The sequence below is a fragment of the Mucilaginibacter sp. P4_E8 genome (assembly GCF_056401495.1).
In genome coordinates, this window is record NZ_JBFUJG010000011.1 from 90928 (window position 1) to 112124 (window position 21197).

Consider the following 21197-nt stretch of genomic DNA (forward strand, 5'->3'; position numbering starts at 1 on the left):
CATTTTACTACACACACTGCTACAGGGTGGGGGCCCGGCTAATTAGTGGCTTTGGTTTTTATTGGAACTGTTTATAATATATACAAAGTATGATAATATTAAACCGGGAAAATACCATTAAAAAACAGTGATGGTTTTTATACAAATCTTCATTTTATATTATGTAAACTTGCTTTTTATGGGTATCATTTGGGTTCCCGGATACCCGTGGCAGTACAGAGATGGCAGCAACGTATACCAATTATTATCCTGGATGAATCAATTGATACTTCAGCAGGGAGCATCGAAAGAACTTGTGCATTTTCCGCATATTCTGGAGTTTGCCCACAAAAAGAACAGCACTATCCAACTTAACTCCTTTAACAGTAACGTTACGGACTGCATTTGCCTGTACTATATTTTAGAAGGGAAATTTACCTGGATAATTGATTCACAAGACCATACCTTATACCCTGGTGATTTTGCAATAGTATTGCCCGGGCAACGCATTGGCGGGGAAAGCGGAATATTAAATATAGGTACTTTATTTTGGATAAAAATTTCTACCGAAGATTGCGGAAAGCTTTTGCCTGGCAAATGGAGCGGGCTCACCAAAAAGGAAAAATTATCTATTAACCAAATTTTGATGGTAAATAAGCAACAGCTTGTTTTAAAACTAAAAGAAGCGCACACATTAATGCAAAACCTACAGTTGGAATTACAAAACGAGGAAGTAGGCTTTTACACGCGTGTAAACCAGTTGCTCGATGAACTTTTTGTGTTGATCAGCCGGCAATTGATCCGGCAAAACAATTCCAGAAGAGACTTCCCTCAAACATTCTTAAAGCTGGAGCAAACATTGCGGCAAAATCTTGCCCATCAATGGACGGTGGAAGAAATGGCTGCACTGATCGGTATGGGTACTACCGCCTTCACCGAAAAGGTAAAAAACTATTCCGGCTTTTCGCCCTTGAATTATTTAATCAATATCAGGATAACCGAAGCAACCAAACTGCTGAAAAAAAACCAGGTAAATGTTACCGACATAGCGCTGAACACCGGCTTTTATTCGTCGCAGCATTTCTCCACAACCTTTAAAAGACTTACGGGGTACACCCCAAGCGAGTTCAGGAAAAATAAAACACCAGATCATCAACATACATCATGAATTGTATCATCATCATAGAAATGGGCACGGCCGCTGTACGGGTTTTCGCCTTTGATCTTTCCGGCAATTTAATCAGTTCGTCAAAGGGGCATTACCCAACCTTTCATGAGCAGCCCGACCATAGCGAGCAGGATCCGGAGCAAATGTTTATTACCATGCTCTATATTTTGAAAAATCTGCTCATTGAGCAGATATACCCTAAAAAATATACCGTGACCTGTATTTGCTTTGGCTCATCTATGCATAGTTTGCTGGCAGTGGATAAAGATGGTATACCATTAGGCAACGCGATTACCTGGGCAGATAACAGGGGCAAAAAAGAGGCGGCTGAACTTAAACAAAGCAGCCTGGGCGAGGAGATTTATAAAGCCACCGGAACACCTATCCACCCGATGTCGTCGTTGATAAAAATTGCCTGGATGAAAAACCACGAACCTGAGAAATTCAGACTGGCCAGGAAATTTATGCCCATAAAAACCTATATCATTCAACAGCTGACCGGTGCATGTGTGATAGATTACAGTATTGCCTCTGCAACCGGGCTAATGAATATCCATAATTTGGCCTGGGACCAGGCTGCACTGGAGTTTGCCGGGATCACACCGGAGGAGCTACCCGATCTGCATCCTGTTTTCTATTCGGGCGTAGTGCTAAAAAAAGAATATCAAAGGGTTTTAAAATTGTTACCGACGGTTAAAATCCTGATAGGATCCAGCGATGGCTGTCTGGCCACCCTGGGTGCCGGTGTATGGGAAAACTGTATGGCTACGATCACCATTGAAGATAGCGGCGCATTCCGGATAATAGGCGATAAAATAATAGAAGACCCCCAACAGCAAATTTTCAACTACCTGCTTACAGAGAAGCATATCATTACCGGCGGGCCAACAAGTAACGGCGGGGTAATATTCAATTGGTTTACCAAACAATTTGGCGATTTTCGAAAAGCTTTTGATGTTGACCAATCAATGGAAATGCTGATAGAGGAAGCTGCAAGCGTAGAAGTTGGTTCGGGGGGCTTAATTTTCCTTCCATTTTTGCATGGTGAACGGGCCCCTATTTGGAACCCAAATTCAAGGGGATGTTATTTTGGCATAAATATCAGGCACGAACGCAAACACTTTATCAGGGCCACCATAGAGGGGATTTTATACGAGATGTACAGCATTGGCCGCACACTGGAAAAGCACCGTCATATCGAAGGTCTGTCTATCAATGGTAGTTTTGCTTCTATACCATTTTGCACGCAAATCATTGCAGATATATTTAACAAGCCGGTAAGCACGCTTAGCCATGGCGACAGTATAGGCAAGGGTGCATTCCTGTTAAGCGCGACCGAGATGGGCATTTATCCTTCTTTAGAGGAAGCCTCAAAAACGGTGACCATGCACCAAACCTACTTACCCAACGCCGAAAACCACCAGGTATATGCCCAATACTTTAAAGTATTTGAAAGTTTGATAACAAAAGTGGCTGATGAATTTGATGTTATTTCTGATCTGCAACAACGGTATAGTCAATAAACATAGTGTCTCGAGATGGTAACAATAACAGGGCCAATCATGCACTACCCTTGACGGATGGCTGGAACACGACAATCTGCTTTCAAGATGTAAAACCGCACTCGTTTATGGTATAAAAACTTTTCCCTGAAGGGCACTATCTTTTGAATTTTGGCCAACCAACCTTATACCGTCCGGTGCGCAGTATTAACTTCCTTCCTGCTCGTTCCATTTCTTAAGGGCTATGTCTGCACCCGCGGTCTGTTCGCCATACCGGCCGTTAATTATTGCCGGGATGTGCTTGTTTTCCCACTCCATGGCAATCGCTTCCGGTCATCAGTACAAGCACAACCGGGTTCCCTGATAATACTCGTAAATAGCTGCAAGAACAAAACAATGTTGAAGCATTTCCACAACATTTTAACAGCATGTATAATAAGAACTCTTATTCCTCTTAATCAGCCACGTTTTTACCTCTGCGGCGACGGCGGTTGATCATGAATATGGTGTAAGTTGACAAATGTTGTGTTTTTATGGTAAAAAATTGGTTACCTGAATCTGCTTCAAAAGTAATTTTACGCTTGCAAAGCTGCTACAATTCTAAGTCAGGTAGCTGCTAAATTATAACCAATAAAGCCGACCGGCAAGTTCTGTCAAGATTTCGATTTAAGTTTTATTAAGGCTTGATTCGACCTGTATACTATGGTTAGTCGTATTCAGGGAAGTACAAACCGGCCCGGCTCTACAATCGATTGCAACCCTTTATGAGATATATTATGAAAGAATAAACCAAGAGAACTTGTTTCGCCGGTTACAGATCGTGGCCCGCAGTAAACTACATCGGTATCAATATTATGGATTCTATAACTAATAAATCCGAACCTGATACAAGCTACCGGTTAAGCAACCAATTAAGTAAACCGCTCTTTATTAAAACAAATGAAGTCTTCTTCAAACCGTATGGTTTATTATTCCAGATGAGTTAATTCATCTATCACCTAACCATTACCCAATGCAAAGACCTGTTTAATATAAGTGCTGAACCTTACCAATTTCTCAACCAATGTTTTCAATTAATAAACCACAATATGAAAAAAAAATATTTACTAAGCACTTTCATGAGAATGACGGTTATAATAGTATTTATATGCATTACTATTATAAATTCCACGTTTGCGGCTAATGACCCGGCTCATTTGCGGCATGCAGACCCTGATGTAATCAAATCAGTCATAAGCAAGGTCATAACGGGTAAAGTAACCGATGAAAACGGTTCAGCATTACCAGGTGTAACTGTTACCTTAAAAGGCACCACAACGGTGGTTGGAACCGACAACAATGGCGCGTTCCGCATTGAAGTACCTAACGACCAGGCGGTACTCGTTTTCAGTTTTGTAGGCTACGCGTCAAAAGAAGTTTCTGTTTCAGGCAAATCGGTGATTAATGTATCGTTAAGAAGTGATTCTAAATCATTAAACGAAGTAGTTGTTGTAGGTTATGGAACACAAAAGCGTGCCAACGTAACGGGCGCGGTTTCGTCCGTGAGCGGCAAAACAATATCAGCTTTACCTGTTGGCGGTGTTGATCAGGCCTTACAAGGCCGGGTGGCAGGTTTAACGGTTACCAACAATGGTTCGCCGGGTACCGCGCCAATTGTACAGATACGGGGTGTAAGTTCTGTAGGTTACGGATCTGATCCATTATATATTATTGATGGTTTTCCCGGTTCTATCGGCAGTCTTGATCCAAGAGATATACAATCAGTTGATGTACTCAAGGACGCGAGCGCCGCGGCGATTTACGGTTCACGAGCAACCAACGGCGTTATCATCATCACAACCAAGAAGGGTTCCAGTGGTAAAGTTGTGTTAAGCTTCGATTCCTATGCGGGATTTCAGGAAGTTACTAAAAAGTATGACCTTCTCAATACAAGCCAATATTTACAATATGAAAGGGCTTTGAACGGAGCCGCCGGTATTGGCATACCACCGCGTTTACAACAGGCAAACTTTAATCAGCCTATTTATGCGGGTTCTTCACAAACCTTCGCCCAAACCAATACAGACTGGCAGGATGCTTATTTCAAAAAAGGAGTTGTGCAGCAACATGCTGTTTCATTAAGCGGCGGGAATGAGAATTCACGCATATTTACATCTGCCAGTTACTTTGATCAGGATGGTATTACCGTTGGAACTAATTTCAGCCGTAAAAGCTTCCGAATGAATTCTGATCATAATCTGAATAAGTTTATTACAATCGGCGAAACATTCAATGCTTCGGTAACCCGCCAACGCTTTGGGATTCCTCCAGGCAATAGAACACCCATTACCAATGTAATAAGGATGCAGCCATACTTACCTATTTACAATCCAAACAATGCCGGTGGTTTTTTTGGTCCTCAAAGCAGTTTTGACGGCGCCGACCCGGTAAATCCGATAGAACAGGCACTAATTAACGAAAACCGCAATTATGGTATTGGAATCCGCGGTAACGCTTATTTAACAGTAAAGTTTACCCCATGGCTAAAATTCAATTCTACTTACGGCATTGATTATGGAACAAACAGGCAAGAGCAATATACCCCAATATATAACGATGGCGGTACATCAAGCAACCCGCTTGCATCAATAACCGAAAATACAGGCACCGGCACAACTACGTTGTACACACAACAATTAACTTTCGATCACACCTTCGCCAGCAAACATCACGTTTCGGCATTGGCAGTTTACGAAGTGCAAACCAACCGCAGCGACAGTCAAAACTCTTTTGGCAATCAAAACAACAACATTATACGCACACTAAACAATGCTACAAATACAACTACCAATTACACTTATGGTACTAATGTTCTGCATTCGTTAGTAGGCCGGGTTGGATATGATTTTGAGGGGAAATATTTAATTTCCGGCTCGATACGCCGCGATGGATTGTCGGTTTGGGCTCCCGGCCACAAATATGAAAACTTCCCTGCAGTATCAGTGGGCTGGAAAGTTGATCAGGAAAGTTTTATGAAAAACGTTAAATCGGTAAGCGAATTAAAAATACGGGGCGGTTACGGCGTTACCGGGATAAACGGAACCGTATTGGGAAATTACCCTTACGTTTCCAATGTTTCTGCGGGTGGCACAACATACCCGTTTGGCAACCTGGCAACGGGTAATAACTCAGGTAACGGATCTTTTTATAGCGCCTTAAGTAACTATTTCCTTCATTGGGAAATAACAAAATCAACAAACATAGGTTTTGACCTGGGCTTATTCCAAAATGCATTTACGCTATCGGCCGAGGTTTATAAAAGAAAAACTGATGACCTGATCTTAACTGTACCGATACCACCCAGCGAAGGTGTTGGCGCCCCCTTGGCCAATGTTGGCTCCATGCAAAATACTGGTCTTGAGTTGACCGCAGGTTACCATAAAACAACCGGCGATTTTAAATATGATGTATCAGCCGTGTTTGGTTTAGCAAGAAATAAAGTTACCTCATTAACAGGAGCGGCAAACGGCACGATAACTGCAGGCGGCGATGCAGATTTTGGTGGTGGCGGGCCACTTACCAACACCTCGGTTGGTCAATCTATCCAGTATTTCTACGGCTATGTGGTGGAAGGCATATTCCAAAATGCATCTGATGTAAGCAGTCATGCAACTCAAACAGGTGCAGCACCGGGCGATCTGAAATTTAAGGACGTTAATAATGATCATGTAATTGATGCTAATGACAGGGTTAACCTGGGCAGTTACCTCCCTAAATTCACCTATTCTTTAAATTATTCTGCCAGTTTCAAGAACTTCGATCTTGCTTTATTTTTCCAGGGAGTATATGGCAATAAAATATTCAACGCCGAAAAAATCATCGCTCAAGGTATGTCAAGGTTGTTTAACTCAGATGTTAAGGTGCTAAACGCCTGGACTCCCACCAATACAAATACCGATATCCCGAGGGCTATTTCAGGAGACCCGAACTCGAATGTAAGGCCATCATCCCGCTGGGTCGAAAGCGGCTCATACCTTCGTCTGAAAAACCTCCAGTTAGGTTACAATTTGCCAATGCCGTGGCTTAAAACGGCCAGTAACAATTTAGTAAGCAAAGTGAGGATCTATTTATCATCAACAAACCTGTTCACTATTACAAAGTACACCGGGCTTGATCCTGAGGTCGGCTCTAAAAACGGAACGCTTACAAACGGTATAGACTATGGTCAATATCCTTCGCCAAGGGTGTTCCAGGTAGGTTTACAGGCAACATTTTAACAATCATTAAATTGATATATTATGAAACATAAAAAAATTTATTTATTGTCAACCATTATCTTACTAACGATAACGGTGATTGTATTGTCCTGTAAAAAAACAGCGCTAAATACATCTGATCCCAACAACCTTACTACAGATAACTATTATAAAACGGCAGCGCAATTAAAGTCGGGCGTTAACGCCATCTATGCGGTTATGCATCAAAACAACCTCGTATCCCGGGAGTGGTATTACCTGCATGATACAAGGAGCGACGAGGTAGCGCCAGGCGGCGGACAATTAGAAGCTCCAAGGCTCCAACTGCTCAACAATACTGACGATCCTACAAACTCTGTGATGAATTCTGTATGGAATGGCTGGTACACGGTAATTTTTCGTGCAAATGTTGTAACAGATAATGCACCAAATGTTACAGATGACGTAGCAGACGCGAAAAAATCAGTGGGCGAGGCGAAATTTCTACGTGCCTGGGCTTATTTCGACCTGGTTAGCATGTGGGGCGGTGTGCCGCTGGTAACATCAGTTCCTAAAAGCCCTACCGACTTTAAACCACGCGCCGATGTTACCGCCGTTTATGCGCAGATAATTCAGGATCTTAAAGATGCCGCAGCAGTATTGCCCGGAAAATCAGCTACCGACAAGGGACGGGCCACGGCATCTGCCGCCAATGCAATGCTGGGCAGGGTGTTAATGCAACAAGGTAATTATGCTGATGCTAAGGCCGCGCTCCTTAAGATACCTACCAGCGGAGCCGATGGCTATTCATTAACTGCACGTTATCTTGATAATTTTGAGTTAGCCACCGAATTTAACAATGAATCAATTTTTGAAGTTGTATTTGTGGATAAAGGAACTAATGGTTACAACTGGGGAGGCGAAAGCGCAACTGAAGAGCAGTCAACAGTTAGAAATCAGGAATACTGCCCTGTTGCATGGAGAAACCTTATTCCTTCAAACAAATACCTGAATGAATTTGAAAACAAAGCTACAGGTGCGGCAAAAACAGATCCCCGTTTTTCATATAGCGTTTATCAGACCGGCGACGTATATAACAATGACCAAAGCACTTTAACTGATGCCGATCAAAACGGTAATTCTTCGGTGTTGAACGGCGTTACCAAAAAGATTAGCTGGCGTAAATTTATGATCATATACCAGGAAAGTGCAAGTACTGCAGGCTTCCACCCCGGCGGTAACAACCAACGTATTCTACGCTATTCAGAAGTTTTACTTAACCTTGCTGAGTGTGCTAATGAAACGGGCGACATAGCCGGAGCCGTAGCATACCTTAATATGGTACGTGCAAGGCCAGATGTTGCCATGCCCCCTTATCCAACAACTCAATTTCCGGTCGCTTCCAAAAGCGACGTGGTTAAGGCCATCATGCACGAAAAAATGGTGGAATTAGGCGATGAAGAAGTGCGTAACATCGACATTTTAAGGTGGCGCAAAAAAGGATATTTCGCTACAGAGCCGATTGCTTCATTCCACCCTAACAGAGACGAGTTATTACCTATACCTCAAGCCGAGTTGGATAATAACCCTCTTGTTACTGGGCACCAAAATCCCGGCTATTAATTTATTAAACCAATTCTTAAAGCAGGCGGCCCGTAAGCCGCCTGCTTTTATTAATGTTAAATTATGAAAATCCTCCTTGTCGGTTTTACTGTAGCCCTACTAATTTCTTCCTGTAAAAAACATACGCTATTTGAGCAAATACCATCTTCTGTTTCCGGCATTGTGTTTAATAACCTGATTACAGAAAACGATTCGATTAACCCTATCGATAATGCCACTGTATATAATGGTGGAGGTGTTGGCATAGGTGATTTTAATAACGATGGCTTACCGGATATTTATTTTGTGGGCAACATGGTACCGAATAAGCTATATCTTAACAAAGGTAATTTCAGGTTTGAGGATGTTACCGCTTGGGCAGGAGTAGATGGCAAAGCCCGTTGGGGCCGCGGTGCTGCTGTAATTGATATCAATAACGATGGGTTGCCCGATATATACGTATGTAATTCTTTTGCAAACGAGCCGCGAAAGAGGCAAAATTTATTGTATATAAACCAAGGGGTTAACGCAAATGGTGTGCCCATATTTAAAGAAGAAGCGAAGGAATACGGCCTTGATAGTCAGTTATTTTCTACGATGGCCAGCTTTTTCGATTATGATAATGACGGCGACCTTGATATGTACCTGACTGTTAATGAGCCAAACCCTGCTGAGTTCCCGAACCAGTTCAGGCCTATTAATATCAACGGCACCGGCAGAAGCATGGGACGATTATATCGGAACGATTGGGACCCGAAACTTAAACACCCGGTGTTTAAAGATGTATCATTAGCCGCAGGGATCAAAATAGAGGGATACGGACATGCGGCAACTATTGCTGATATTAACCTCGACGGCTGGAAAGACATATATGTTACAAACGATTTTCTGTCGAATAATATATTGTACATCAACAATCATGACGGCACTTTTACCGACAAGTCGAAAGCGTATTTTAAGCATACCTCTTTCAATGCTATGGGTCAGGATATTGAGGACATAAACAACGATGGACTGGCCGATATAGTTGAACTGGATATGAATCCTGCTGATAATTTCCGAAAAAAAATGATGTCGGGCCCCAGCAGCTATACAACTATTCAAAACTTTGACCACTATGGTTATCAATATCAATATGTTCGAAATACACTTCAGCTAAATCAAGGGCCGTCTGTTGAAGAAAATAACCAGCTGGGGCATCCTGTCTTTAGCGAAATTGGCTTTTTAAGTGGTGTGGCTCAAACAGACTGGAGCTGGACACCGATGGTAACGGATTTTGACAATGACGGTTACCGCGATATTATAGTTACGAACGGTTATCCTCGCGACGTTACAGATCATGATTTTATCGCTTATAGGTCCAATGCATTTTTAGTTGCGCCAAAAAAAGAAATTCTTAGTCAGATACCGTCAGTCAAAATTCATAATTATGCATTTCGCAATCATGGCGGTTTGCAGTTTAGGGATGTGAGCATGGATTGGGGTTTGGGTATTCCCTCCTTTTCAAATGGTGCCGTATATGTCGACCTAAATAATGACGGCGCAATGGATCTCGTCATTAATAATATCAATGATGAAGCGCTAATTTATAAAAACACTGCCGGGGAGGATAAAAAAAATGTGCATCATTACCTCAACATAAAGTTTGAAGGGCCCAATCAGAACCGTGAGGGAATCGGAACTTTTGTTGATGTATATTACCAGCACGGTTTACATCAGGTTTACGAAAACAACCCTTACAGGGGCTACCTTACCAGTATTCAACCTATTGCACATTTTGGGTTAGGCGAATGCAAAACCATAGACTCGGTAGTTGTTAAGTGGCCGAACGAATACAGGCAAACATTTTTAAATGTAGATGCAGATCAAACTTTGTTGGCAAACGTTAATAATGCTCATCAAACCTATACCTGGGCAAATCCTTTAAAGGCAAAAACTCCGCTATTTACAAATATCACGGGCAAAAGCGCGGTTAAATACATTCATCGCGACACGGATTATACAGATTTTAATATTCAAAAGCTTTTGCCACATAAGCTTTCAGAATACAATCCTGCGCTATCCATCGGCGATATGAACAGCGATGGCTTAGATGATATCGTTGTTGGTGGAAATTTGACCGAGCCGGCCCAGGTCTTTTTTCAGCAAAAGAACGGCACATTTATACAACGAGGCCTTTTGGAAGGAAAGAAGTATGATCACCCCTATCTTGATGGGGGAATTCTCATTTTTGATTCAAACGGTGATAAATTTCCTGATGTATTAATTACCGGTAGTGGTTATAAAACCCCGGCAAATGATCCGGCATACCAGGACCGCTTATATATTAATGATGGCAAAGGCTATTTTACGCTTGCAAAGGATGCGTTACCGGTATGTTTTAAAAGTAAGTTATGTGTAAGAGCTTTTGATTACAACAACGACGGCAAATTAGATCTTTTTATTTCAGGGCGCGTGGAACCATGGAGATACCCTGAACCGGTAAATAGCTATATTTTAAGAAACGACACAAAAAATGGGAAGGTGAGATTCACTGATGTGACCAATGAAGTTGCTCCCGATCTGAAAAAGATAGGGTTGATATGTGATGCCATTTTTAGTGATTTCGACAACGATGGTAAAACAGATCTGATATTAGCAGGAGAATGGATGCCAATAACTTTCTTGAAAAACTTAGGCGGAAGATATGCAAATGTTACAGCAAAAACTGGCGTTGGCGACAAACCCGGATGGTGGACCTCAATAATTGCAGGTGATTTCAGGCATACAGGCAGAATGGATTACATAGTTGGCAATGTAGGCTTGAATACCCTTTATCAGGCCAGCGCCGAATTCCCGGCCTTTATTACAGCAAGTGACTTCGACAAAAGAAACCGGTTTGACGCATTTCCATCATTGTTCCTTCCAGGAAAGGATGACGTTAAACGGGAATATCCTGCAAATGTAAGGGACGATGCCGTTAAGCAAATGATAACTTTACGTGCAAAATTCACTAATTATCATTCGTATGCGGAGGCTACCATGCAGGATTTACTGAGTGCTGACCAAATGAAAAATGCGCTGCGGCTTAAGGCTACAGAGTTAAGGTCGTGCTATTTTAAAAACGATGGCGAAGGTAAATTTACGATAGTTCCTCTACCTCTTGAAGCGCAGGTTTCAGCATTAAATGGGATGGTGGCCGACGATTTTGATGCAGACGGTAATCTCGATTTATTGATTAATGGAAATGATTTTAGCACTGATGTTTCAATTGGCAGATACGATGCCTTAAATGGTTTGTTGCTAAAAGGTAACGGCAAAGGTGAGTTTGCCCCTTTATCAATTACACGCAGCGGAATATACTTACCTGGCGATGGAAAGGCGCTCGTAAAATTAAGGGGAGCAAACAATAATTATCTCATGGCGGCAAGCGAGCACTTAGGGCCGCTCCGGATTTTTCAATTAAATGCTAACGTATCTATGTTAAAAATAGATGATACAGATCAAAGCGCTGTTGTCACTTATAAAAACGGCAGTCATACCAAACAAGAATTTTATTATGGCAGTTCGTTTATTTCCCAATCCTCCAGATTTATCCTCATCAATGATAAGGTAGCACAGGTATCAATAAAAAATAATTCAGGAATAACCAGGCTTGTCAAATTTTAATTAAATATTGTTTTTGGATAATTCTCGATTGGCTGTTTCTAATAATCGGTTCTTATCAGTGCAAATCTAAATCATCGGCCATGACACCCTGCATGGGAATTTAGATTTGCACTTTTCTATATACAATACTTAACATCTTTAGCCTTTACATATCAGCCATCTTCATCGACATCGCCGGCTCACCCGTGTTAAATTTAAGTACCTTCAAGCTAAGTGGTGTTACCTTGCCATCTTCTGCTATTTCCAGGAACTGGTTAGGCGTTATTTTTTTAAGATGCTGCACTGTGCCGCTGCCTGCCCACCGGATTTCGATATCGTCGATGATACTGGCCTGTCCTACGCCTATTTCCTGCCGCAGAGGAGATGAGCCAAAGCTTCCGCCGGAATTTACATCCTTAAACACATTTCTTTGTAAACCATTTTCTGTAAAAGTGACCTTGATTCTTGACCCGATAGCACACCTGTTTGACTTTTTACCAATCAGCTTCAACCCTATCCAATTATTACTATTTTGGCCGGGATTAAGGTATAATGCGCTTTTGTAGGCATCACCTATATAAGCGCCGCCCATTTCGATGAAAATATCCTGCAGGCCGTTATTCCTAAAATCGGCAAACGATACACCATGGCCTTTTTGCAAATTGCCGGTACGTGACGAACTGGTTACATCGGCAAACTTTTTGCCCCCTATATTCCGGAAAAGCTTATTCGGTATAAGCGATCCAAAATCCGGATTGCCAGTACCAAAATAAATATCAGGATAGCCATCATTATCAATATCACCAAAATTACCTCCCATGCTAAACACTACCTTGTTCAGCCCTACCTCACGGGTTACATTTGTAAACGTACCATCGCGGTTGTTTTTAAAAAGAAAAATATTGCCATTATCTGTTACAGGTGTGCCCAAAGCCTCCAACGCAGCATAATAACCCAGGGTTGTGGTAAAATTGTAACTGCCAACCAAAATATCAGGCCATCCATCGTTGTTGTAATCATAGAACCAGGTAGTAAATGTATTTTGTGTGATATTAATGCCCGCTTTTTTTGTAACATCTTCAAAATCTACATCTTTTCCCCCATTACATTTATTTTTCAGCAAATATTTTCTTCCACTCATTGTAGAAACAAAAATGTCAGGCCAGCCGTCGTTATTGTAATCCGCAGCCGTTACACCCTTTACAAAATCGTTGATCCGGCAATGCGCTTTTTGAGCCATTTCTTTAAAAGTACCGTCATGGTTATTTATGTAAAGTGCCGATGGATGGTTATTCTTAGGATCGGCCCCACCATGACTTTCCATCCCGATAAAAACATCAAGCCAGCCATCGTTATTAAAATCGTTCCATACTGCAGTTTGCGTAGGATGCATAAATTTCAGGCCGGCTGCGATGGTTACGTCGGTAAACCCACCATGGCCGTTGTTTTTAAGTAACGAACTTGGCTGGTTGCCAAAACCGTCCCTAAGCCAGCCTCCCCGCATTATAAAAATATCAGGATGGCCATCGTTGTTATAATCGGTTTGTTCAATATTAAGGCCGCCTACCACGTCTTGCAAGCCACTTTGACCTGTGCGGTCGCTAAAAGTACCGTCTCCATTGTTATGAAAATAATGCATGTGATCCTGAAGATCCATCCCTGTGGTAATAATGTCTATATAACCGTCACTGTCAAAATCCTCGGCTATGGAGCCGCCTGCCCTGCTATTCAGATTAATACCAACGTTTGCTGCTACATCTGTAAATGGCTTCACTTTGTACTGCCCGTCGTCGGCATTTAAATTAGGGATCAAATATTGGGCAGGAACTTGTGTTGGATAACGACCTAATGTCATATAAGCTATATTTAACAGCCATCGGGACTGGGCATCGTGAGCATTACTTTTCAAGATATTTTCCAGTGTTTCAATTGCTTGCTGCGATCCTGTTTGAGCTTGATGTATGCCAGCTCCTTTAATAGGAAATATGCATGATGAGCCGTTGTGGCTAAGCATGCAATTGGCACGTTCACCTAAACGCATATAGGCGACAGCCTGATCAGGCATTATATTTACGGGGTTCATATAACGGGGCAGTTTTGAAATTTTTGAATATATATCAATAGCCTCTTGTTCATGACCTTCCTGTAATTCAAACAAAGCTTTTTTTGACAACAATTGAACATCATAGTTTGGCGAATCAACCTTTAACAGCGAATCGCAGGCGGCAAGCCGGGCATCGGAGCTAAAGATGTTTTGGGGATTATAATTTCGCTTTTTGAGCTGTTGCAGCAAGTCTGCCATTTTCATCGGGGAATGTGGCTTACATGATAGTATTAAACCACAAATACCTGTAGCAAAAAACATGATCATTTTTGCAAATCGCGATAACATGATAATTGATTTTAAAATTGGAAACGAATCTTTTTCAGCCCCTTAATATCGGGTATCATAAACGCAGCGCAATAATAAACTTGGGCTATAATAAAAAATACCTAAAATTTAAACCAGCCTTACATCTTATAATAATACTAACAAAGCAATTAACAAATATAAAAGGGTACGGCAGCCCGAAACACAACATTTGTACATATTCATATAACATCTGAATAAACCTATCGATTAACTACCCGACAGCCAGATATGATAACCCATTGTTATTATACCAAACGCCTACAATGCCTTCAAAATTTGTGCGATAAGATCAGGACTTTGTCAGTTTCATCCAATAATAATTTTATCGCTGCATAAAAAACTCAGATAAACCGTGTTACGCCGATATGTTGAACATATGATGTATATATACATACAAATGTGCGTACGTAGGATGTTCAACCGGATTATATTCGTCCCACAACAAAAAAAAATTAACTCCAGCTGATGCAGTATACGCCCCGTAAAATTGTTCTAAAATTCAGGATAAGAAACGACCCGAGGATTTTGAGGTATAATTAAAGATAAATAATTAAATAAATCGAAAATATGAAGAAGACGTTTTTAAAGATGATTATGCTGACCGCTGTGTCAACCCTCCTATTCAATCCGTTAATTGCGCAGAAAAGTGCCAATAAAGTCAAATATCTTAATCCCCCACTTATTAAAAATATTTATACAGCAGACCCCTCTGCTCATGTGTTTAAAGGGAAAATTTACATCTATCCCTCTCATGACATCGATGCAGGTGTACCCGAAAACGATAACGGCGACCATTTTGCAATGCGCGATTACCATATATTTTCGCTTGACCGGATAGGCGGAAAAGTTACAGACCACGGTGTCGCCCTGGATATGAAAAACATTCCATGGGTTAGCAAACAGTTATGGGCACCCGATGCTGCCTATAAGAATGGAAAATACTATCTGTATTTTCCGGCAAAAAACAAGGATGGTGTTTTTCAAATAGGATGCGCAACATCCAATAACCCTGCAGGGCCGTTCAAGGCCAATCCACATCCTATTACCGGAAGCTACAGTATTGATCCTGCTGTATTTGTTGATGATGACGGTAAAGCCTATATGTATTTTGGAGGTATCTGGGGTGGCCAGCTACAGCGGTGGCAAACCGGAAAATATGAACCTAATGGTTCAAAAACAGATCTTCATAATGATAAGGGACCGGCAATAAGCTGCAGGGTAGTTAAATTGGATAAAAGCATGATGGAATTTGACGGAAAAGTGCAAAATGCGCTGATTATTGATAGCGCCGGACATCAGTTATTGGGTGGGGACCACGATCGCCGCTTTTTTGAAGGCTCATGGATGCATAAATATATGGGCAAATATTATTTGACTTATTCTACCGGGGACACGCACTTTCTTGCCTATGCAATTGGCTCCAGCCCCGTTGGGCCTTTTGTATACGCCGGGCACTTTATGCAACCTGTGCAAGGATGGACAACACATCATTCCATTGTTAAATTCAATAATAAATGGTGCATATTTTATCACGACACTGAACTTTCAGGCAAAACAAACCTGAGAAATGTTAAGGTTACCGAGCTGCGCCACCTTAGTAATGGTAAGATAGAAATGATCAATACTTACTTAGTAGCCGGGGAAAAAAAATAACACCCGTAGCAGTCGCATCGATCAACTTTGCGGCTGCTATTTTACGTTATTTAAAATTTGACCTTGCGTACCATCGCTAACCTGGATAAGCTGATCAAATTCACACCTTGACCGGTTACGGTTACCTTAATTGGATTCTTTTCAAAATTACGACTGCCGCAATCTAATTTCGCCTTTTGGGCTTATTAATTCCTGATTTTCAATTGCTAATAATAACAGTTTCGCCGGGGCGTGTCGGCAAATCGTACATCCAGGATCTTGTTAGCTTAGCTATAATATTTTTATCGGCACTTTTTACAATCGGCTTTTTTAAATCCATTACCTGGTAAAAGTGATTTTTATTTATACCATTTGCTTCCGTTAGCAATTTGCTACCGATCTGTTGATTAACACGTAGCCGGCAGTTTCCACCAAGCGAGGAATGTATCACCAGTTTGACAATTTTATGGTTAGCCCATGTTATATCAATTTTAAAACCACCTCTTGCCATTAATCCTGATATACTGCCATCCTTCCACTCATCAGGCAATGCCGGCAATAGGTAAATTGCACCATCATGGCTTTGTAAAAGCATTTCAGCTATCCCGGAAGTACAGCCAAAATTACCGTCGATCTGGAAGGGCGGATGCGCATCAAATAAATTTGGATAAGTGCCGCCAGAACTTCCGTTTATGGGCTTTATTTGATCTTTAATAAGCTTGTAGGCGTGATTGCCATCCAATAAACGCGCCCAAAGATTGATCTTCCACGCCATTGACCAGCCGGTGGAGACATCGCCACGATAGTCAAGTGATTTTTTTACGGCGGCAAAAAGTTGCGGTTGTGTAAATGGGGATATCTGATTTCCCGGAAACAAGCCGTATAGATGAGAAACATGACGATGATGATCATTTGTACGGTCAAGATCCTCCAGCCACTCCTGTAACTGCCCGTACCTGCCAATTTGCATTGGGGGCAATTGGCTGCGATAGCTGGCGAGGCTGTCTGCAAATACCTTGTCAATATTTAATTCGGCTGCAGCTCTTATGGCATCAGTAAATAAGCCATAAACTAACTGGTTATCCATGGTGGCACCGGCAGTGACAGAAACCTGGTTTTTTCCATCGATATATTCGTGTTCGGGCGAAACTGAGGGTGATACCACCAGCCAGCCATGTTCACGCTCTTTTTGAAGGGCATCAATGTAGTACTCCGCAGCACCTTTAATTATCGGGTAATATTGCTTTAAGAATTTTTTATCGCCTGAATATAAATAATGTTCCCACAGATGTTGGCAAAGCCATGCATTTGACGTTGGCCACAAACCCCAGAAAGCGCCGTCTACAACACCGGTAATGCGCCAAATGTCAGTATTATGATGTAATGCCCATCCACGTGCTCCGTACATTATTTTTGCAGTTGGTGTGCCGGTAACAGACAAATCGCTGATCATATTAAAAAGCGGAGTACTTAATTCTGCTAACTGGGTTACCTCACTTGGCCAGTAATTCATTTCGGTATTTATGTTAACCGTATACTTACTATCCCACGGGCCTTTAACTTCACCGTTCCAGATGCCCTGTAAATTGGCTGGCTGCGATCCCGGTTGAGACGAACAAATTAACAGGTAGCGACCGTATTGAAAATATAACTCGGCTAATTGTTTATCATTATTATTAGAAAAATTTTGGATACGGACGTCTGTGGGCTTTTTCGCAGCGCTATCTATACCAAGATCGAGTTTAACCCTGTCAAAATACGAACTATAATACCTGATGTTTTTGGTTAACAATTCATCGAAACTGTGCTGATAGGCTTTGTTTAAAATGTTTTCTGCCCGAAGCATGGAATTTGCTGAAACATCATGATAGTTGATAAAATTGGTGGCCATCGAAAGATAAATCACGGCTGTATCTGCATTTGCGATAGTAATGCCCGAAGTATCTGCAACGGTTGTGCCTCCAGAATTTTTGACCCTGGTGAGCACATTAAATTCTATTTGTCCTTTTTGTCCTTCGTGCTCACTGCCCTCGCCGGATAAAACCAGTGTTTTTTCGTCATTTATGGCGACTGAAGATTTAAGAGGGCTTTGAAGTTTTAGCTTACAGCTAATCATACCCGGCTTATTGGCTGTAAGCCTTACCATGAACGCGTTTGCGCCGAACGACGTAAAAAACTCTCTTTTATAGTTAACTCCGTTTAAAGTATACTTTACTGTAGCTGTGGCATTCGCTATATCCAGATCGCGATAATAGTTGCCAACGGTGCCTGTTTCAGGAAAGCTGAGGTATAAATTCCCTGCCAGTTGGTATGGCATGCCACTATTACCCTTTGGCCCAAGTTTACTGTTAGCTAATTCCTGCGCTTCGGCATACTTTTTCTCTGCGAGTAGTTGCCTCACCTGATTAATGTATGGCCTTGCATTTGAATCGATTGTATTATTGGGACCTCCTCCCCATATGGTTGATTCATTGAGCTGAATACGTTCGTTTTTCACATCGCCAAACACCATGCCCCCGATAAAACCGTTTCCAAGAGGAAGGGCCTCATTCCAGTTTTTAGCTGGTTGATTATACCATAATTTATATCGCCCGGAGCCATTAGGTATGCTGTTTTTTTTACCCGCATAATTTTTTTGTTGAGCTTGTACTGATGAAAAGATCAATAATGCCACAGTACATAGGCACCCTATTTTATTAACTAATCCTGTCATATACTTCAGTTTGTAATACGCAATCCTCATTGTATCCAATTGTTATTAACTTTTATCAATTATCTGTTTCAGCAATACCTGCTTATTAAACCCAGGCTGCCTACCTAAAGCCTTATAGTTTTTGGCAGTAAACAATGAAATCAGGTTCACAAGTGCAGGAGGCCCGCCTGATTACGTTGTTCAGTAACGCTACGACTAAAAATTCACTACAGACCAGTAGGCATTTTTGCGTTGCCGGTTTTCGTCAAACAATAAAGGATACGCTTTTTTAACCACGCGGGGCGTATTTAAGCCTGCGGCCGCTCCGCCCATTAATCCTCCACCTCTCCCGTCTAACCAACTGTATCAGTCAGATACATTCCAGAAGGTAACGCCTGTTATAAACTTTTTATATTGCCGGAAAATTTCGAACGCCATTTTGTATTGCGCTATTTGTCTGGCTTCCAATTCTGGCGTATAACCTGCATCAGTTCCCGGCGGCGTTTTGGCGGTCTGAGGCGTTGTTCCGGGCGCAGGTGTTGGTTGTGGTACGCGTATAGTAATATCCAATTCGGTAAATTGTACCTTTAAACCTAACGAAGTTACTTCATCCAAAGCCTTACGCAATTCGTAGGGCGATGGGTCATTCAACTTCCAATGCGCCTGCATGCCCACCCCATCAATTGGCACGTGTTCCTCAATCAATTTTTTTAACAATTTATATATCTTTTCTCTCTTTACCGGATGTTCGCTGTTATAATCATTGTAGTATAGCTTGGCCTGCGGATCGGCTTCATGCGCATATCTAAAGGCCGCCGCTATAAAATCGGGGCCATTGCATATGTTGTACCAGTTGCTTTTACGATATACCTGCGTTGTATCATCGCTGTCATCAACTGCCTCGTTAACCACATCCCAGGCATAAATCTTCCCCCTATACCTCCCTGCTACAGCAAAAATATGATCCTTCAAACGCTGTAACAGCAATTCTTTGGTAACCGGCCCTCCGTTTGGCCCCTTAAACATCCATGCAGCTTCCTGATTGTGCCAGCATAAGTTGTGCCCGCGTATTTTAATATGATGGCTCACTGCAAAATCAACAATTTTGTCGGCATTTTCCCAATTATAAATATCTTCTGACGGATGTATCGGCCCCATTTTCATATCATTCTCGGGCGTTATACTGTTAAATTCTTTGACAATTAATGCAGAATCAGGGCCATGCAAGGAAGCCATACTAACCGCTACACCAATTGGGAAATAGTTTTTATAATAATCTTTTAAACCCTTATCCGGATGACCGGCTATAGTACCTGCCTTAAATGATGAAACCACCTTATGTTTTGGTGTACATTGAACAAACGATAAAATAATAAAGGCAATTGCCGGGAGCAGGATGCCCCGATCAGTTTTTTTATGGACAGTTGAAAAATTCATAGATCATTAATGTTTTTATTGAAAATGTTAACTGTGTGTACATCGCTAAGCTTGTTCATCTTTAACTGGTTAAAGTTTAATGGTTTCTTTAAGCTTGTAACCCAACAAGGAAAGCATCGTCCCGCCATATCGTTTTCCTAATAACCTATACCCCTCGGCAGTAAAATGCAGATGATCGGAGGAGCAGGTGCAACCAGCTGAAGAAATAACGTATGAATTAGCAACTGTTTGAGGTAATGTTGCAATAATCTTGTTCATCATAGCGCAAGCACCTCCCTGGTCAGCATTTACTAACTCGCCAGCAAGTAAAGGCACTTTTTTAGGCTTCAGGTTTAAATCCCTCATCAAATTATCATAAATTCCCTTTACTTTTCTTGTCCATAGCGTATCGTTAGGATTCGATTCTCCCTGGTGCAGCAAAACACCTTTAATCACACCGGACTGTTGAGCTAATCTGGCCAGTTCTATCAACCTTGCGTATGGATTTCCACCATATTCAGCAACTATACCTTTCATCCAGCCGGGGGCCGTTGCAAGATATGATTGATAACTATCCTTTTCAAAAACTTCGATTTTGGCACCGGCGACAGAGACATTTATTATACCAACCCTTATTTTTTCAGGCAGGTTAGCCACCAAAGTCCGGCCGAAATAATCTGCCGGGGTTAGGCCCGTTTTGCACCTCGCCAATGGCGGTACGGCCGTGTACCAATTATCTTTTATCCGGCCTCTGTCTGCACAATCAACAGCCTGCAACATCCGGAACCTGCTATCAACAGCGGTAGTATCCTCGGCTTCAACTCTTGCATTACCCTCCATATTTGATTGGCCAAAGCAGATAAATATGTAAAAATTCTTGTCTTGCGAATAACTTTTCAGACTCAGCAAGGTGAGGCATGTCACTGCCATTAATCTAAGCTTCATTTTCATG

General features: G+C 41.8%; 10 protein-coding genes. 6 read left to right on the plus strand and 4 right to left on the minus strand.

The annotated features are described in order from the left end of the window. Positions 1–178: 178 nt before the first annotated feature. The 5 genes from AC1DRQ_RS07095 (at position 179) to AC1DRQ_RS07115 (ending at position 12113) form a co-directional block, all read left to right on the plus strand. The gene (locus AC1DRQ_RS07095) at positions 179–1147 is read left to right on the plus strand and encodes a helix-turn-helix domain-containing protein (RefSeq protein ID WP_477423193.1); all 969 of its coding nucleotides are present in this window, start codon (positions 179–181) and stop codon (positions 1145–1147) included. Beyond that, a complete protein-coding gene (locus tag AC1DRQ_RS07100) occupies positions 1144–2670 on the plus strand; it encodes a gluconokinase (RefSeq protein ID WP_477423195.1) in 1527 nt (508 codons plus the stop codon). Before AC1DRQ_RS07095 ends, AC1DRQ_RS07100 begins: the two co-directional genes overlap by 4 nt. 1067 nt (positions 2671–3737) lie before the next feature. Further along, complete coding sequence (locus AC1DRQ_RS07105; RefSeq protein ID WP_477423197.1) at positions 3738–6905, plus strand: SusC/RagA family TonB-linked outer membrane protein; 3168 nt, start codon at positions 3738–3740, stop codon at positions 6903–6905. Between the two features lie 21 nt (positions 6906–6926). Continuing rightward, positions 6927–8486: a RagB/SusD family nutrient uptake outer membrane protein gene (locus AC1DRQ_RS07110; RefSeq protein ID WP_477423198.1), complete on the plus strand. Its 1560-nt coding sequence runs from the start codon at positions 6927–6929 to the stop codon at positions 8484–8486. Positions 8487–8549: 63 nt separating this feature from the next. Continuing rightward, entirely contained in the window at positions 8550–12113 is a 3564-nt protein-coding gene (locus AC1DRQ_RS07115) for a VCBS repeat-containing protein (protein ID WP_477423199.1), read from the plus strand. A gap of 145 nt (positions 12114–12258) precedes the next feature. On the opposite strand, the gene AC1DRQ_RS07120 is transcribed toward AC1DRQ_RS07115, so the two are convergent. After that, positions 12259–14484 carry an FG-GAP-like repeat-containing protein gene (locus tag AC1DRQ_RS07120; RefSeq protein ID WP_477423201.1) on the minus strand — a complete coding sequence of 742 codons (2226 nt, stop codon included), beginning with the start codon at positions 14482–14484 and terminating at the stop codon, positions 12259–12261. Positions 14485–15072: 588 nt separating this feature from the next. Here AC1DRQ_RS07120 and AC1DRQ_RS07125 point away from each other — a divergent pair. Continuing rightward, the gene (locus AC1DRQ_RS07125; protein ID WP_477423203.1) at positions 15073–16158 is read left to right on the plus strand and encodes a glycoside hydrolase family 43 protein; all 1086 of its coding nucleotides are present in this window, start codon (positions 15073–15075) and stop codon (positions 16156–16158) included. A gap of 199 nt (positions 16159–16357) precedes the next feature. Here AC1DRQ_RS07125 and AC1DRQ_RS07130 read toward each other — a convergent pair whose 3' ends face one another. The 3 genes from AC1DRQ_RS07130 to AC1DRQ_RS07140 form a co-directional block, all read right to left on the minus strand. Continuing rightward, on the minus strand, positions 16358–18850 hold the full coding sequence (locus AC1DRQ_RS07130) for a glycoside hydrolase family 95 protein (protein WP_477423205.1): 2493 nt from the start codon (positions 18848–18850) through the stop codon (positions 16358–16360). A gap of 345 nt (positions 18851–19195) precedes the next feature. Beyond that, a complete protein-coding gene (locus tag AC1DRQ_RS07135) occupies positions 19196–20266 on the minus strand; it encodes an endo-1,4-beta-xylanase (protein WP_477423206.1) in 1071 nt (356 codons plus the stop codon). A gap of 69 nt (positions 20267–20335) precedes the next feature. After that, the gene (locus tag AC1DRQ_RS07140) at positions 20336–21190 is read right to left on the minus strand and encodes a sialate O-acetylesterase (protein WP_477423207.1); all 855 of its coding nucleotides are present in this window, start codon (positions 21188–21190) and stop codon (positions 20336–20338) included. Positions 21191–21197 lie beyond the last annotated feature (7 nt).

Bases quoted from the DNA above. Each gene is read 5' to 3' on its own strand.
- AC1DRQ_RS07115 (WP_477423199.1), top strand. From the start codon at position 8,550: ATGAAAATCCTCCTTGTCGGTTTTACTGTAGCCCTACTAATTTCTTCC.
- AC1DRQ_RS07135 (WP_477423206.1), bottom strand. From the start codon at position 20,266: ATGAATTTTTCAACTGTCCATAAAAAAACTGATCGGGGCATCCTGCTC.
- AC1DRQ_RS07110 (WP_477423198.1), top strand. From the start codon at position 6,927: ATGAAACATAAAAAAATTTATTTATTGTCAACCATTATCTTACTAACG.
- AC1DRQ_RS07140 (WP_477423207.1), bottom strand. From the start codon at position 21,190: ATGAAGCTTAGATTAATGGCAGTGACATGCCTCACCTTGCTGAGTCTG.
- AC1DRQ_RS07105 (WP_477423197.1), top strand. From the start codon at position 3,738: ATGAAAAAAAAATATTTACTAAGCACTTTCATGAGAATGACGGTTATA.
- AC1DRQ_RS07130 (WP_477423205.1), bottom strand. From the start codon at position 18,850: ATGACAGGATTAGTTAATAAAATAGGGTGCCTATGTACTGTGGCATTA.
- AC1DRQ_RS07095 (WP_477423193.1), top strand. From the start codon at position 179: ATGGGTATCATTTGGGTTCCCGGATACCCGTGGCAGTACAGAGATGGC.
- AC1DRQ_RS07125 (WP_477423203.1), top strand. From the start codon at position 15,073: ATGAAGAAGACGTTTTTAAAGATGATTATGCTGACCGCTGTGTCAACC.
- AC1DRQ_RS07100 (WP_477423195.1), top strand. From the start codon at position 1,144: ATGAATTGTATCATCATCATAGAAATGGGCACGGCCGCTGTACGGGTT.
- AC1DRQ_RS07120 (WP_477423201.1), bottom strand. From the start codon at position 14,484: ATGTTATCGCGATTTGCAAAAATGATCATGTTTTTTGCTACAGGTATT.